This is a genomic window from Streptomyces actinomycinicus (assembly GCF_016741775.1).
Classification (GTDB): Bacteria; Actinomycetota; Actinomycetes; order Streptomycetales; family Streptomycetaceae; genus Streptomyces; species Streptomyces actinomycinicus.
Genome location: NZ_JAERRK010000019.1, coordinates 120,621 through 134,146, shown reverse-complemented (window position 1 = coordinate 134,146; position 13,526 = coordinate 120,621). Strand labels below are relative to the sequence as shown.

14 protein-coding genes are annotated in these 13,526 nt (G+C 72.5%); 7 read left to right on the top strand and 7 right to left on the bottom strand.

Annotation, left to right across the window (positions count from 1 at the left end):
- Positions 1-111: 111 nt before the first annotated feature.
- Positions 112-618, top strand: coding sequence for a MarR family winged helix-turn-helix transcriptional regulator (locus tag JK359_RS29235; RefSeq protein WP_236678612.1), 507 nt, complete (start codon positions 112-114; stop codon positions 616-618).
- A gap of 121 nt (positions 619-739) precedes the next feature.
- Positions 740-1,930: a zinc-dependent alcohol dehydrogenase gene (locus tag JK359_RS29230; protein WP_201841954.1), complete on the top strand. Its 1,191-nt coding sequence runs from the start codon at positions 740-742 to the stop codon at positions 1,928-1,930.
- Positions 1,931-2,152: 222 nt separating this feature from the next.
- Here the strand turns inward: JK359_RS29230 and JK359_RS29225 are convergent, their stop codons facing one another.
- Positions 2,153-3,229: an ATP-dependent DNA ligase gene (locus JK359_RS29225; RefSeq protein ID WP_201841952.1), complete on the bottom strand. Its 1,077-nt coding sequence runs from the start codon at positions 3,227-3,229 to the stop codon at positions 2,153-2,155.
- A gap of 73 nt (positions 3,230-3,302) precedes the next feature.
- Here JK359_RS29225 and ligD point away from each other — a divergent pair, with 73 nt between their 5' ends.
- Complete coding sequence (gene ligD / locus JK359_RS29220; RefSeq protein WP_201841949.1) at positions 3,303-4,322, top strand: non-homologous end-joining DNA ligase; 1,020 nt, start codon at positions 3,303-3,305, stop codon at positions 4,320-4,322.
- A 90-nt stretch (positions 4,323-4,412) separates the two neighbouring features.
- Positions 4,413-5,516: a LacI family DNA-binding transcriptional regulator gene (locus tag JK359_RS29215; protein ID WP_201841947.1), complete on the top strand. Its 1,104-nt coding sequence runs from the start codon at positions 4,413-4,415 to the stop codon at positions 5,514-5,516.
- A 15-nt stretch (positions 5,517-5,531) separates the two neighbouring features.
- On the opposite strand, the gene JK359_RS29210 is transcribed toward JK359_RS29215, so the two are convergent.
- Positions 5,532-6,323, bottom strand: a complete 792-nt coding sequence (locus tag JK359_RS29210) for a VOC family protein (protein ID WP_201841944.1) — start codon at positions 6,321-6,323, stop codon at positions 5,532-5,534.
- Between the two features lie 270 nt (positions 6,324-6,593).
- On the opposite strand from JK359_RS29210, the gene JK359_RS29205 reads away from it, so the two are divergent.
- Entirely contained in the window at positions 6,594-6,842 is a 249-nt protein-coding gene (locus JK359_RS29205; RefSeq protein WP_201841941.1) for a WhiB family transcriptional regulator, read from the top strand.
- A 48-nt stretch (positions 6,843-6,890) separates the two neighbouring features.
- Here the strand turns inward: JK359_RS29205 and JK359_RS29200 are convergent, their stop codons facing one another.
- The 4 genes from JK359_RS29200 to ssgD form a co-directional block, all read right to left on the bottom strand.
- Positions 6,891-7,865: an acyl-ACP desaturase gene (locus JK359_RS29200; RefSeq protein ID WP_201841938.1), complete on the bottom strand. Its 975-nt coding sequence runs from the start codon at positions 7,863-7,865 to the stop codon at positions 6,891-6,893.
- Positions 7,866-8,095: 230 nt separating this feature from the next.
- Positions 8,096-8,872 carry a dimethylargininase gene (gene ddaH / locus JK359_RS29195; RefSeq protein WP_201841935.1) on the bottom strand — a complete coding sequence of 259 codons (777 nt, stop codon included), beginning with the start codon at positions 8,870-8,872 and terminating at the stop codon, positions 8,096-8,098.
- Between the two features lie 144 nt (positions 8,873-9,016).
- Positions 9,017-10,642, bottom strand: coding sequence for an ABC-F family ATP-binding cassette domain-containing protein (locus tag JK359_RS29190; protein WP_201841932.1), 1,626 nt, complete (start codon positions 10,640-10,642; stop codon positions 9,017-9,019).
- 326 nt (positions 10,643-10,968) lie between these two features.
- Positions 10,969-11,385: a spore wall synthesis regulator SsgD gene (gene ssgD / locus JK359_RS29185; protein WP_201841929.1), complete on the bottom strand. Its 417-nt coding sequence runs from the start codon at positions 11,383-11,385 to the stop codon at positions 10,969-10,971.
- Between the two features lie 349 nt (positions 11,386-11,734).
- Here ssgD and JK359_RS29180 point away from each other — a divergent pair, with 349 nt between their 5' ends.
- Both JK359_RS29180 and JK359_RS29175 read left to right on the top strand, forming a co-directional pair.
- A complete protein-coding gene (locus tag JK359_RS29180; protein ID WP_201842060.1) occupies positions 11,735-12,805 on the top strand; it encodes a WD40/YVTN/BNR-like repeat-containing protein in 1,071 nt (356 codons plus the stop codon).
- A 55-nt stretch (positions 12,806-12,860) separates the two neighbouring features.
- Positions 12,861-13,199, top strand: coding sequence for a plasmid stabilization protein (locus tag JK359_RS29175; protein WP_201841926.1), 339 nt, complete (start codon positions 12,861-12,863; stop codon positions 13,197-13,199).
- A gap of 10 nt (positions 13,200-13,209) precedes the next feature.
- Here JK359_RS29175 and JK359_RS29170 read toward each other — a convergent pair whose 3' ends face one another.
- On the bottom strand, positions 13,210-13,506 hold the full coding sequence (locus tag JK359_RS29170) for a YciI family protein (RefSeq protein ID WP_201841923.1): 297 nt from the start codon (positions 13,504-13,506) through the stop codon (positions 13,210-13,212).
- Positions 13,507-13,526: the final 20 nt, after the last annotated feature.

Here is a 13,526-nt window from a genome sequence, read left to right as displayed (position 1 = left end):
CCCGCGACACCGACCGTCAATACCTGGGTACACGCCGGCAACGGGGGCGGGACACCCGTGCCGAGCGGCGGTATCGTTCAGTGCACCAACGAATCGACCAGGGGAGCGCACATGGCCGCGGTGGATCTCGCCACCCATCCCGGGCATCTGGCCCGGCGGCTCCAGCAGGCGCACCACCTGCTGTGGAACACGATGGTCTCGGAGGAGATCACCGCGCCGCAGTTCGCCGTGCTGAACGCCCTCGTCGCCGAGCCGGGGCTCGACCAGCGGACCGTCGGGGAGAGGGTGGGCCTGGACCGCTCGACCATCGCCGAGGTGATCAGCCGGCTCGGCCGCCGCGGGCTGCTGGACAAGGTGCGCGACCCCCGGGACGGCCGCCGGTTCCTGCTCCGCCTCACCGACGAGGGGCTGCGCAGCCACCGCAAGCTGAGCGTGCGCACCGCCCGGATGAACCAGGTCTTCCTCACCCCGCTGTCCGCCGGCGAACAGACGGTCTTCTTCGACCTGATCCGCCGGGTCGCGGACGCGGCCGAGGAGCTGCGCAACCCCGCCGAGGGCCCCGGCGGCCCGGGCGGGGGCCTGCGCGACCCGGCCGGGCCGCTGGCCGCCCAGGGCTGACCGCGCCCCTGCGGCCGGGGTTCGGTGCCGGTCGGTACGGGTACCCGGGCGCCACCGCACACAGGAAATCGGGCGCCACCGCACAGGACGCCGGCACCCGCGACCAAGGGAGTGCGACCCCATGAAGGCAGTCACCTGGCAGGGCCACCGGGACGTCCGGGTCGAGGACGTGCCCGACCCGCGGATCGAGGAAACCACGGACGCCGTCATCCGGATCACGTCGACCGGACTGTGCGGCTCGGACCTGCACCTGTACGAGGTGCTCACCCCGTTCATGACCCCCGGCGACATCCTCGGCCACGAACCCATGGGCATCGTCGAGGAGGTCGGCTCGGAGGTGACGAACCTCCAGCCGGGCGACCGCGTCGTCGTGCCCTTCCAGATCGCCTGCGGGCACTGCTTCATGTGCGACACGGGGCTGCCCACGCAGTGCGAGACCACCCAGGTCACCGGTGAGGGCATGGGCGCCGCGCTGTTCGGCTACACCCGGCTGTACGGCGCCGTCCCCGGCGGCCAGGCCGAGTACCTGCGCGTCCCGCAGGCACACTTCGGCCCGATCAAGGTGCCCGAGGGCCCGTCCGACGACCGGTTCGTCTACCTCTCCGACGTGCTGCCCACCGCCTGGCAGGCGGTCGAGTACGCCGCCGTCCCGCCCGGCGGCACCGTTGCCGTGCTCGGGCTCGGCCCGATCGGCGACATGTCCTGCCGGATCGCCAAGGCACGCGGCGCGGAACGGGTGTTCGGGGTCGACCTGGTGCCCGAGCGGCTCGCCCGCGCGAACCGGCGCGGCGTGGAGACCTACGACCTCAGGGCCTTCGACAACGAGAAGGCGCTGGTTCACGCGATCCAGGACGAGACCGGTGGCCGGGGCCCGGACGCCGTGATCGACGCGGTCGGCACCGAGGCCCACGGCAGCGCCGCCGCCAAGCTCGCCCAGACGGCCACCGCGCTCATGCCGCGCAAGCTCAGCGCCCCGCTCGCCGAACGTTTCAGCGTCGACCGGCTCGGCGCCCTCCACATGGCCATCGATCTGGTCCGCCGCGGCGGCACGATCTCGCTCAGCGGTGTCTACGGCGGCATGGCCGACCCGATGCCGATGCTCACCCTCTTCGACAAGCAGATCCAGCTCCGCATGGGACAGGCCAACGTCCGTCGCTGGACCGACCAGATCCTCCCCTACCTGACGGACGAGGACCCGCTGGGCGTCGAGGACTTCGCCACGCACCGGCTGCCGCTGGCCGAGGCGCCGCACGCGTACGAGATGTTCCAGCGCAAGCAGGACGGCGCCGTGAAGATCCTCATGCAGCCCTGAACAGCGGCCGTCAGCCGGTCGCGCCGAGCAGCCGCAGACGCGGCGGGCAGAACCCTCGCCGTGCGGTGTGCGGTGTGCGGTGTGCGGTGTGCGGCCGCGGGGACGGCGCCGGTCCGAGGGGGGTGTGCGGCCGTGGTCCGTCCGGGGTGCAGTCGCTGCGCGGCCGTGGTTCCGACCGCGGTGGGCAGCCGCCGGGGCGGCCGGGGCTCAGGTGCGGTGCGCTCAGGTGCGGTGCTTCTCGCCGAGGATCTCCGCGAGGTCGTAGCGCACCGGCTCCTCCAGCTGCGCGTACGTGCAGCTCTCCGGCGTGCGGTCCGGGCGCCAGCGGCGGAAGCGTGCCGTGTGCCGGAACCGCTGCCCGTTCTCCATGTGGTCGTACGCCACCTCCGCCACCCGCTCCGGCCGCAGCGGCACCCACGACAGGTCCTTCTTGCCGGACCAGCGGCTCGGCGCCCCCGGCAGCCGGGCCGTCTCGTGCGCGGTCTCGTCCGCCCAGGCGGCCCAGGGATGCCCGGAAACCTCCTCCATGCGCAGCGGCTCCAGCTCGTCCACCAGCTCCGCGCGCCTCTTCATGGCGAAGGCGGCCGACACGCCGACGTGCTGGAGCCGGCCGTGCTCGTCGTACAGCCCGAGCAGCAGCGAGCCCACCACCGGGCCGCTCTTGTGGAAGCGGTACCCGGCCACGACGACGTCGGCCGTCCGCTCGTGCTTGATCTTGAACATGGCCCGCTCGTCCTGCCGGTAGTGCAGGTCGAGCGGCTTGGCCACGACACCGTCCAGGCCGGCGCCCTCGAACTGCTCGAACCAGTGCCGGGCCACCTCGATGTCGGTCGTCGCCGGCGCCAGGTGCACCGGAGGTGTCGCCCCGGCCAGGGCCCGGTCCAGCAGGGCACGGCGGTCGGTCAGCGGCACGTCGAGCAGGCCGTGGTCGTCCAGGGCCAGCAGATCGAAGGCGACGAAGGACGACGGCGTCCGCTCGGCCAGCATCCGCACCCGGGACGCCGCCGGGTGGATCCGCTCGGTCAGCGCGTCGAAGTCCAGCCGGCCGCCCCGCGCGATCACGATCTCCCCGTCCAGCACGCACCGCTGCGGCACCCGCTCCTTCAGCGCCTCGACCAGCTCGGGGAAGTACCTCGTCAACGGCTTGCCGGTACGGCTGCCCAGCTCGACCTCGGCACCGTCCCGGAACACGATCGAACGGAACCCGTCCCACTTGGCCTCGTAGTGCATGCCGGGCGGGATCTTCGCCACCGACTTGGCGAGCATGGGCTTCACGGGCGGCATGACGGGCAGATCCATGGTCCGATTCTGCTCGCACGCACACGGCTTCGCCCGGTGTGCGAGCCGTGCGGGGTGCGCCTACCGTGGCCGCATGGGTGATGCGGTGGAACTGGAGGTCGCCGGCCGGACGGTACGGCTGTCCAGCCCGGACAAGGTGTTCTTCCCGGAACGGGGCTTCACCAAGCTCGACCTCGCCCGCTACTACGCGGCCGTCGGACCCGGCATCCTGCGCGCCCTGCGCAACCGCCCCACCACCCTGGAGCGCTACCCGGACGGCGTCGGCGGCGAGTGGTTCTACCAGAAGCGGGCCCCCAAGGGCATGCCCGACTGGATCCCGACCGCCCACATCACCTTCCCCAGCGGACGCAGCGCCGACGAGATGTGTCCCACCGAGGAGGCCGCGGTGGTGTGGGCCGCCCAGTACGGCACCCTCACCTTCCACCCCTGGCCGGTGCGCGCCACCGATGTCGACCGCCCCGACGAACTCCGCATCGACCTCGACCCGCAGCCCGGCACCGACTACGACGACGCCGCCCGTGCCGCCGGTGAACTGCGCGCCGTGCTGGACGAGTTCGGCGGGCTGCGCGGCTGGCCGAAGACGTCCGGCGGCCGGGGCCTGCACGTCTTCGTGCCCATCGAACCCCGCTGGACCTTCACCCAGGTGCGTCGCGCCGCGATCGCGGTCGGCCGGGAGATGGAACGCCGGATGCCCGACCAGGTGACCATCAAGTGGTGGAAGGAGGAACGCGGAAGCCGCATCTTCCTCGACTACAACCAGACGGCCCGCGACCGCACCATCGCCTCCGCCTACTCCGTGCGCCCCCGCCCGCACGCCCCCGTCTCGGCACCCCTGCGCTGGGAGGAGGTCGGTGTCGCCCACCCCCGGGACTTCGACCTCGCCACCATGCCGGCCCGGTTCGCCGAGGCCGGCGACGTGCACGCCGACATGGACGACCACGCCTACTCCCTCGACGCCCTGCTCGACCTGGCCCGGCGGGACGAGCAGGACCACGGGCTGGGCGACCTGCCGTACCCGCCGGAGTACCCGAAGATGCCCGGCGAGCCCAAGCGGGTCCAGCCGAGCCGGGCACGCCGGGAGGAGAGGTCCTGACCGGCCCCGCCGGGCAACCCCGTTCCGGGCCCTTCTGCCACAGCGCACCGCGGCTATTCTGATCTCCAGCCGCCGATGAGGAGTCCCGCAGTGACCGAGGCAGTGTCCCGCCCCACGCTGGAGGCCGTGGCCGCGCGGGCCGGGGTGTCCCGGGCGACCGTGTCCCGGGTCGTCAACGGCGGGGACGGGGTCCGGGGCCCCTTGGCCGCACGGGTCCGCAAGGCGGTGGAGGAACTCGGGTACGTGCCCAACCAGGCGGCCCGCAGCCTGGTCACCAAGCGGCACGACGCCGTCGCCGTCGTCATCGCCGAGCCCGAGACCCGGGTGTTCGCCGACCCCTTCTTCGCCCTTCAGCTGCGCGGCATCAGCAAGGAACTGACCGCCCACGACAACCAGTTGGTGCTGCTCCTCATCGAGGGCCGCGCCGACCACGCGCGCGTGGCCCGCTACCTCGCCGGCAACCACGTCGACGGCGCGCTCGTCTTCTCGCTGCACCTGGACGACCCGTTGCCCGGACTCATACAGGACGCCGGCGTGCCCACCGTGTTCGGCGGACGCCCAGGCTGGGGCCAGGACCCCCGCAACGCCGGGCCCGGACCCGCGCGGGCGGACGCCGACCCGGGACCGGTGTACGTCGACTGCGACAACCGGGGCGGGGCCCGCTCGGCCGTACGGCACCTCGTCGGCCTCGGCCGCCGGCGCATCGCGCACATCACCGGCGCGCTCGACCAGACGTCGGCGGTGGACCGGCTCGACGGCTACCGGGACGTCATGGCGGAGGTCCTGGGCCGGGACGACCCCCGGCTGGTCGTCGAGAGCGACTTCACCCCGGGCGGCGGCGAGGACGCCATGCGCGAACTCCTCGGCCGCTGCCCGGACGTGGACGCCGTGTTCGCCGCCAACGACCTCACCGCGCTCGGCGCCCTGCGCGTGCTGCGGGCGCACGGCCGGCGGGTGCCCGAGGACGTGGCGGTGATCGGCTTCGACGACATGGTGCCGGTCACCGAGCAGGCCGACCCCCCGCTGACGACGGTCCGTCAGGACATCGAGGAGATGGGCCGGCTGATGGCCCGCCTGCTGCTGCGGGGTCTGTCCGGCGACCGGGACGGCGGGGGACCGGCGGCCGGCTGCCCGGACGCGGCGGGCAACGGCGTGATCCTCCCGACGACCCTGATACGCCGCGCCTCGGCCTGACCGCCCCGCCCGGGCTCAGCCCTGGGGCGTGTCGCTTGTGATCACCGCGAACCGGGCCCCGAACGGATCGGCGAGCTTGGCCATCCGGCCCACGCCCTCCAGGGTCGTCGCGGGCATCCGCACCGTCCCGCCGAGCCGCTGCGCCCGGTCGGCCACGGCGTCGGTGTCCGTCACCTCGAAGTACGGCAGCCAGTACGGGCCCGCCTGCGCCTCGACGGGGTCGTCGGCCAGCGGCACCACACCGCCGAACATCGTCTCGTCACCGCCGCCCGCCGGATTGACGCAGGTGTACGTCCCGCCCGGGAACGGCACGCCGGAGGTCTCCAGACCGAGCACCTTGTGGTAGAAGGCGGCGGCAGCCGCGATGTCCAGCGTGTACAGCTCGACCCAGCACAGCGCACCCGGCTCGTCCGCCACGTCCACGCCCTTGGTCAGCCCGGGCTGCCAGATCCCGAACGGAACGCCCGCCTGGTCGGCGAGGACCGCCATGTGTCCCTGCCCCATCACGTCCACCGGCTGTGCCAGCACCCGGCCGTGGGCCAGCTCGGCAGCGCGGGCGGTGGCCCGGGCGTCCTCGCTCTGGAAGTACACCGTCCAGGCCGGCGGGCCCTGTTCGGCGCCCGTCTGCATTCCGCCCGCGACGGTCCTGCCGTCCAGCTGGAAGAAGCCGTAGCCACCGGCCTCCGGTCCGCCCGACCGGAACCGCCAGCCGAACAGAGCGCCGTAGAAGGACGTGGCGCCCTCGATGTCGGGGGTGCCGACGTCGATCCAGTTGGGCGCACCGGTGACGAAACGGGTGGTGAGCATCGTGGCCCTCCTCGACAGGGATCCCGTCCTGTGCACTGCCGAGTCTGGCACCGCCCACCGACAACCGCCGCCGGAGTCGCGCGCCGCGCCGCCCCTGCTCCGCGCTCACCCAGCGTGACGGCGCGCGTTCCCACGGTTTTCACACCGGCTCCGCGCGCCGCCGTGCGCAGGCTGGGCACCAGGGAGCATCATCAAGGCGGCCGGAGGCCCCGGGGCTGTCGTTGAGCCGGCGTTGATGGAACGTTTTTCGCCGCGCGGCACGCTTCTGACATGCACTTCGAGACCATCACCCCGGCCGACGAGACCTGGCAGGCACAGGCGCTGTGCGCACAGACCGGGCCGGACTTCTTCTTCCCCGAGCCCGGCAGCTCGGTGCGCGAGGCGAAGCGCATCTGCGCCATGTGCGAGCTGCGCCCCGCCTGCCTGGAGTACGCGCTGGCCAACGACGAGCGCTTCGGTGTCTGGGGCGGCCTGTCGGAGAAGGAGCGCCTCGCCATCAGGCGCACCACCGCGGGCTGATCCCGCCCGGGCGGACGGCGCCGCCCGCCCGGTCTTCCGCGTGGGGTGTCAGCCCGCGGCGCGTGCCGCCAGCCGGGCCTTCCGCGCGGCCAGCTTCTCGTCGAACTTCAGGGCCTCCGCGTCCAGCCCGCCCAGGAACAGACCGAGTTCCTCCTGCGCCTGGCGTCCCTCGGGGCCGAGCCCGTCGATCTCCATGACCTTCAGGAAGCGCAGCACCGGCTGCAGCACGTCGTCGTGGTGGATGCGCAGGTTGTAGACCTCGCCGATCGCCATCTGCGCGGCGGCCCGCTCGAAGCCGGGCATGCCGTGGCCGGGCATGCGGAAGTTCACGACGACGTCCCGGACCGCCTGCATGGTCAGGTCGGGAGCCAGCTCGAAGGCCGCCTTGAGCAGGTTCCGGTAGAAGACCATGTGCAGGTTCTCGTCGGTCGCGATGCGGGCCAGCATGCGGTCGCAGACGGGATCACCGGACTGGTGGCCCGTGTTGCGGTGCGAGATCCGGGTGGCCAGCTCCTGGAAGGCGACGTAGGCGACCGAGTGCAGCATGGAGTGCCGGTTGTCGGACTCGAAGCCCTCACTCATGTGGGCCATGCGGAATCGTTCCAGCTGGTCGGGGTCCACCGCGCGCGAGGCGAGCAGGTAGTCGCGCATCACGATGCCGTGGCGGCCCTCCTCGGCCGTCCAGCGGTGCACCCAGGTGCCCCAGGCGCCGTCGCGGCCGAAGAGCGACGCGATCTCGTGGTGGTAGCTCGGCAGGTTGTCCTCGGTCAGCAGGTTGACCACCAGGGCGATCCGGCCCAGCTCCGTGACCTTGGACTGCTCCTTGTCCCAGGCCTCCCCGTCCTCGAACTGGCCGGGGAAGTTGCGGCCGTCGGTCCACGGCACGTACTCGTGCGGCATCCAGTCCTTGGCGACCTTCAGATGCCGGTTCAGCTCCGTCTCGACCACCTCCTCCAGGGCGTACAGCAGCCGAGCGTCGGTCCAGGCGGACGGGCTGCCGAGGTGAGGGGAGGTGATCGTCACGGGAACTCCAGGGGGACGCCGAACTAAAGGGGGAGGGACGGGGACGGTCCGGCGAGCGGTGCCGGGAACCTACGTGATCGTAGGCTACGAATCCGTAGGTTACGAAGCCGTAGGTTAAGGCGTCTGTAAAGAACCGCTGATCAGCCTGCGTGGGACGGCAGTTCACAGGCATGCCGAACAGCCCCGGGACCCGCAGGTCCCGGGGCTGGCGGAGCAAAGGGATCACCCGATCAGGTGTACAGCTCCCGCATGCGCACCGAGAGGCACGTCACACAGCCCTCCAGCTTCTCGAACTCACTGATGTCCACCGTGACCACCTCGTGGCCCAGATCGGTCAGCAGTTCCGCCGTCTTGGGGGCACTCGCCGCCATCAGCAGCTTGCTGCCGCCGAGCAGCACCACGTGCGCGCCGGACTCCTCCGGCACGGACAGGAAACCCGGGAACAGCGACGGGCGGTCGATCTTCGGTATCTGCCCGATGACCGTGCCGTCGGGCAGCGCGGTCACCGCCGACTTCAGGTGCAGCACCCTGCTCACCGGCACGGCCACCACGCGGGCGCCCAGCGGCTCGAACGCCGCCCGGAGCTGCTGCACACCGGCCGCGTTGGTCCGCCCGCCCCGGCCGACATAGACCGTGTCGCCGACCTTCAGGACGTCACCGCCGTCCAGCGTGCCCGGTTCCCATATCCAGTTGACCGAGCAGCCCAGGCGGGCCACCGCCTCCTCGACGCCGGCGGTCTCCGCCCGCCGGGACTCGGCACCCGGCCGGGTGATCAGTGCCACGTTCCGGTACATGACGACGGTGTCCTCGACGAACACCGAGTCCGGGCAGTCGTCCTCCGGTTCGACCTCGACCGTCTCCCAGCCGTGCGTGCGCAGGGCCTCGACGTAGGCCTCCCACTGCTCGACGGCGAGCCCCACGTCGACCTTCTCCCGCTCGATGTGCGTCACCAGGCCTTCGGCGAGGCGGGGGCTGGGGCGGCGGACGAGGGCCTTCTTGCTGGGCACGAGGGACCTTTCGGAGCTGTCGGTCGAGGTGCGGCTTCCGGTGCCGCCGATACGGCACCGGTCCGCCATCATGCAGGGCACTCCGGCCAGGACAAAACCCTCGTTGCCAGGCCGTGCCCCTCCTGAGACCCCCGCCGGGGCCGGTCAGGCCGGATCCGCGAGCGCCTCGGGCGTCGTCTCCTTCAGCTCTCCTCCCTCCATCAGCAGCCACCGGGTGATCCCGACGGACTCCAGGAACGGCAGGTCGTGACTGGCCACGATCAGGGCTCCCTCGTACGACTCCAGCGCCGAGGTCAGCTGCCGGACGCTCGCCATGTCGAGGTTGTTGGTCGGCTCGTCGAGCAACAGCAGCTGGGGCGCGGGTTCGGCGAGCATCAGCGCGGCCAGGGCCGCCCGGAACCGCTCACCGCCCGAGAGCGTGCCCGCCTTCTGGTCGGCACGCCCGCCCCGGAACAGGAAGCGGGCCAGCCGCGCGCGGATCCGGTTGTTGGTGGCGCCGGGCGCGAACCGGGCCACGTTCTCGGCGACCGTCCGGTCGTCGTCCAGCACGTCCAGCCGCTGGGGCAGGAACCGCACCGGAACGTGCACCGTCGCCGAGCCCGCCAGCGGCGCCAACTCCCCGGCGACGGTCCGCAGCAGCGTCGTCTTGCCGGCGCCGTTGCGGCCGACGAGCGCGATCCGCTCCGGGCCCCGCAGATCGAGGATGCCCTCCACCCGCGCGTGGTGGACCATGTCGAGCTGCTCCAGGGTGAGCACCTGGCGGCCGGGCGGCACGGCCGTGAACGGCAGGTCGACGCGGATCTCGTCGTCGTCCCGTACGGCCTCCGCCGCCTCGTCCAGGCGCTCCCGCGCCTCGGCGAGCCGCTCCTCGTGCATGATGCGGTGCTTGCCGGCGGACTCCTGGGCGGCGCGTTTGCGGGCGCCCATGACGATCTTCGGTTCGCGCTTGGAGTCCCACATCTTCTGCCCGTACCGCTTGCGCCGGGCCAGCTTGACCTGCGCGTCGGCCAGTTCGCGCTTCTGCTTGCGCACATCGGCCTCGGCGACGCGGACCATCCGCTCGGCCGCCTCCTGCTCGACGGCCAGAGCCTCCTCGTAGGCCGAGAAGTTGCCGCCGTACCAGGTGACCTCCCCGGAGTGCAGCTCCGCGATCTGGTCGACCAGGTCGAGCAGTTCCCGGTCGTGGGAGACCACCACCAGGACGCCCGGCCAGGAGGCGACGGCCTGGTACAGCCGCCGGCGTGCGTACAGGTCGAGGTTGTTGGTGGGCTCGTCCAGGAGCAGGACGTCCGGGCGGCGCAGGAGCAGTGCGGCGAGCCGCAGCAGCACCGACTCACCGCCCGAGACCTCGCCGACCGTCCGGTCGAGGCCGATGTGGCCGAGGCCGAGTTCGCCGAGGGTGACCAGGGCGCGCTCCTCGACGTCCCAGTCGTCGCCGACCGTCTCGAAGTGCTCCTCGGCGACGTCCCCCGCCTCGATGGCGTGCAGCGCGGCCCGCCGTTCGGCGATGCCGAGTGCCTGGTCGACGCGGAGTGTGGTGTCGAGCGTGACGTTCTGCGGGAGGCAGCCGATCTCGCCGGCCGCCTTGACGCTGCCGTCGGCCGGTGTCAGTTCCCCGGCCAGCAGCTTCAGCAGGGTGGATTTGCCCGACCCGTTGACGCCGACGAGCCCGGTGCGGCCGGGGCCGAAGGCGATGTCGAGGCCGTCGAAGACGGTGGTGCCGTCCGGCCAGGTGAAGGACAGGGACGTGCAGGTGAGGGATGCAGACATGGGCGCCTCGCGAGGGTGCGTGGGGTCGGTGGACGCGTGTGAGACACCGCGAGGCGGAAACCGAAGGGTCTGGGCACGGAGGCGGCCATGAAAAAGGCCTGTGCCGGAGGACGGCTCGGACGCCGAGGTCGTACGCCGCGTACACCTCACAGGTGCGACGCGATGTCCCAGAACCTCAGACGAGCAACGTCCTTCTCCAATCGACGGCAACAGAACCGCTGTACACCGTACGAGGGCGGGGGAGGGGTGTCAACGAATTAACGGCGGGACGCTTCCGGACCCGGCGGCACGGACGGCCGACCACGCTCCTCACGCGCGCGGAGCGCTCAGCAGGCGTCCCGCATCAGCTCGGCCAGGTCGTGGTCGAGGTCCAGCTGGAGGTGTTCGAGGCCGACGGGCACCAGCTCGCCGGCCGCCTCCAGGAACCGGCGTATCTCACCGGAGCGCACGTGCACGATCGCGGTGCCCTCGGGGGCGTGGAACTCCAGCACCGTGCGGTCGTACCCGTACGGCCGCACGCGCACGTCGCCGTGGCCCTCGGGGCCGTGCAGCCCGGCCGCCAGCAGCTCCCGGGAGAACGTCCAGCACACCTCGACGCCCTCCAGGGTGGCCGGGGCGGGGAAGGTCATGCGGACGGCGAACGGGTCGCGCCGGTCGTAGCGCAGCGTGGCGGGAATGCTCGGCATGCGCGGGGCTGCGGCGACGAGACGGGCCTCTACCGGCTGCTCGATGACGGTGGACAACGCCTTGCTCCCTCGTGACGGCTGGACTACGGCCGGATGTGCGACACCCGGCAACGGAAGAGACGACGGAAACGGCCGATGCGTGCACACGGGGAACGAGTGACCTCGGTCACCGCCTTCATGCACGAGGGCCGTGCGGCCGTCCCCGTTCGCTTTCCGCTGCCGGCGGCATGCGGCCCGCAGGCGGGCGGCGGCCCGGTCGCCCCGGCGGCCGACCGGCACCACGCCGGCGACCGCGGTGCGAGGGCCCGCGGGGTGGTCCTCTGGACGGCGCCGGGGGAGTGGACTAGCTTCGCCCGCCATGAGGCGCTTGGGGAGCACGCGACGCGGGGGACGGGCCGGCAAGCTGATGGCGACGGGGGCGGCGTGCGGGGCGGCACTGGCCGCACTGACGGTCCCGGCGGCCGCGGCCCGGCCGGCCGGGCCGGCGAGTGAAGTCGGGGCAGGAGTGCACTGGGCACCGAAGGACTCCGGCACCCCGCAGGTCCGCTTCCGGGGGCTCGCGGCCGTGGACCGGCACACCGCGTGGCTGGCCGGCACCGGCGGCACGGTCCTGCGCACCACGGACGGCGGCGCGAACTGGCGGAACGTCTCTCCGCCCGGCGCGGCCGACGTGCAGTTCCGGGACGTCGAGGCGTTCGACGCGCGGCGCGCGGTGGTGCTGGCCATCGGCGAGGGCGAGGCGTCCCGGGTGTACCGCACCGACGACGGCGGGACGACCTGGACGGAGTCCTTCCGCAACACCGACCCGAAGGCCTTCTACGACTGCCTGGCCTTCTTCGACCGACGCCACGGCCTCGCCATGGGCGACCCCGTGGACGGGAGGTTCCGCATCCTGTCCACCGCCGACGGCGGACGCTCCTGGCGCGTCCTGCCCTCGGACGGCATGCCGCCCGCCCTGGAGGGCGAGGCGGGCTTCGCCGCGAGCGGCCAGTGCCTGGTCACCTCCGGCCCGAAGGACGTCTGGCTGGCCACCGGCGGGGCCGCCCACGCGCGCGTGCTGCACTCCGCGGACCGCGGCCGGACCTGGACGGCCGCCGACACGCCGGTCCCGGCGGGCGATCCGGCGCGGGGCGTCTTCGCGCTCGCCTTCCGCGACCGTACCCACGGCATCGCGGTCGGCGGCGACTACCGCCCCGGCGAGTCCTCGCCGCAGGCCGCCGCGGTCACCGCCGACGGCGGCCGTACCTGGCGGCCGGCCGCCACCCCGCCCCCCGCGTACCGCTCCGGTGCCGCCTGGCTCCCGCACAGCCGCGGCGCCGCCCTGGCCGTCGGCCCGGCCGGCACCGACCTCACCACCGACGGCGGCCGCAGCTGGCGGACGATCGACCCCGGCTCGTACGACACCGTGGCCTGCACGCCCGACCTGAGCTGCTGGGCCGCCGGAGAGCGGGGAAGAGTGGCACGACTGGAACGGTGAGCTAAGTGCCCGGAACGCGGGTACTCGTCCCCTGCCGCAAAGGAAGGGAGCGATCATGCCAGCCGGTTCCAGCCCCAAGCGCGAACGTCAGTACGAGCACATCAAGCAGAGCGCACAGGACCGGGGCGAGAGCGCTGGACGTGCCAAGGAGATCGCCGCGCGGACCGTGAACAAGGAACGTGCCCGCTCGGGCGAGTCCAAGACCGCCAGCCGCAGCTCGACCCAGGACATGTCGTCGAGCAGGCGTGGCGGTCAGCGGTCGGGCAACCGGGCCGGTTCACAGGGCCCGACCCGAGACCAGCTGTACAACGAGGCCAAGCAACGCGGCATCGAGGGCCGCTCGAACATGAACAAGGATCAGCTGCAGCGTGCGCTGAACGCCAAGAAGGGCTGAGCCCCCGGGCTCAGCCGAGCGTCTGCCGGTACCGCGCCAGCTCGGGGGCCGTCTTCGTGGCGATGAACTCCGTGATGCGGTAGGCGCACACGCCGGCGACGGTGAACGGGTCGCCCGCGACGAGTTCCTCGATGCGGGCGCGGTCCCCCGCGACGGCCAGGATCACCCCGCCGTCGCGGGGGTTCTTGCGTCCCGAAGCCAGGAAGAAGCCCTTCTCGTACTGCTCCTCCAGCCAGACCACATGGTCCGGCAGGACGGCGTCCACGGCCTCGAGCGGGGCGGTGTAGGTCAGCTCCAACACGAACATGATCGCGAGCCTACCCCCGC

Excerpts from the sequence above, each read along its gene's own strand:
- JK359_RS29235 (WP_236678612.1), top strand. The coding sequence starts at position 112 with ATGGCCGCGGTGGATCTCGCCACCCATCCCGGGCATCTGGCCCGGCGG.
- JK359_RS29230 (WP_201841954.1), top strand. The coding sequence starts at position 740 with ATGAAGGCAGTCACCTGGCAGGGCCACCGGGACGTCCGGGTCGAGGAC.
- JK359_RS29225 (WP_201841952.1), bottom strand. The coding sequence starts at position 3,229 with ATGGATCTGCCCGTCATGCCGCCCGTGAAGCCCATGCTCGCCAAGTCG.
- ligD (WP_201841949.1), top strand. The coding sequence starts at position 3,303 with ATGGGTGATGCGGTGGAACTGGAGGTCGCCGGCCGGACGGTACGGCTG.
- JK359_RS29210 (WP_201841944.1), bottom strand. The coding sequence starts at position 6,323 with ATGCTCACCACCCGTTTCGTCACCGGTGCGCCCAACTGGATCGACGTC.
- JK359_RS29205 (WP_201841941.1), top strand. The coding sequence starts at position 6,594 with ATGCACTTCGAGACCATCACCCCGGCCGACGAGACCTGGCAGGCACAG.
- JK359_RS29190 (WP_201841932.1), bottom strand. The coding sequence starts at position 10,642 with ATGTCTGCATCCCTCACCTGCACGTCCCTGTCCTTCACCTGGCCGGAC.
- JK359_RS29180 (WP_201842060.1), top strand. The coding sequence starts at position 11,735 with ATGGCGACGGGGGCGGCGTGCGGGGCGGCACTGGCCGCACTGACGGTC.
- JK359_RS29175 (WP_201841926.1), top strand. The coding sequence starts at position 12,861 with ATGCCAGCCGGTTCCAGCCCCAAGCGCGAACGTCAGTACGAGCACATC.
- JK359_RS29170 (WP_201841923.1), bottom strand. The coding sequence starts at position 13,506 with ATGTTCGTGTTGGAGCTGACCTACACCGCCCCGCTCGAGGCCGTGGAC.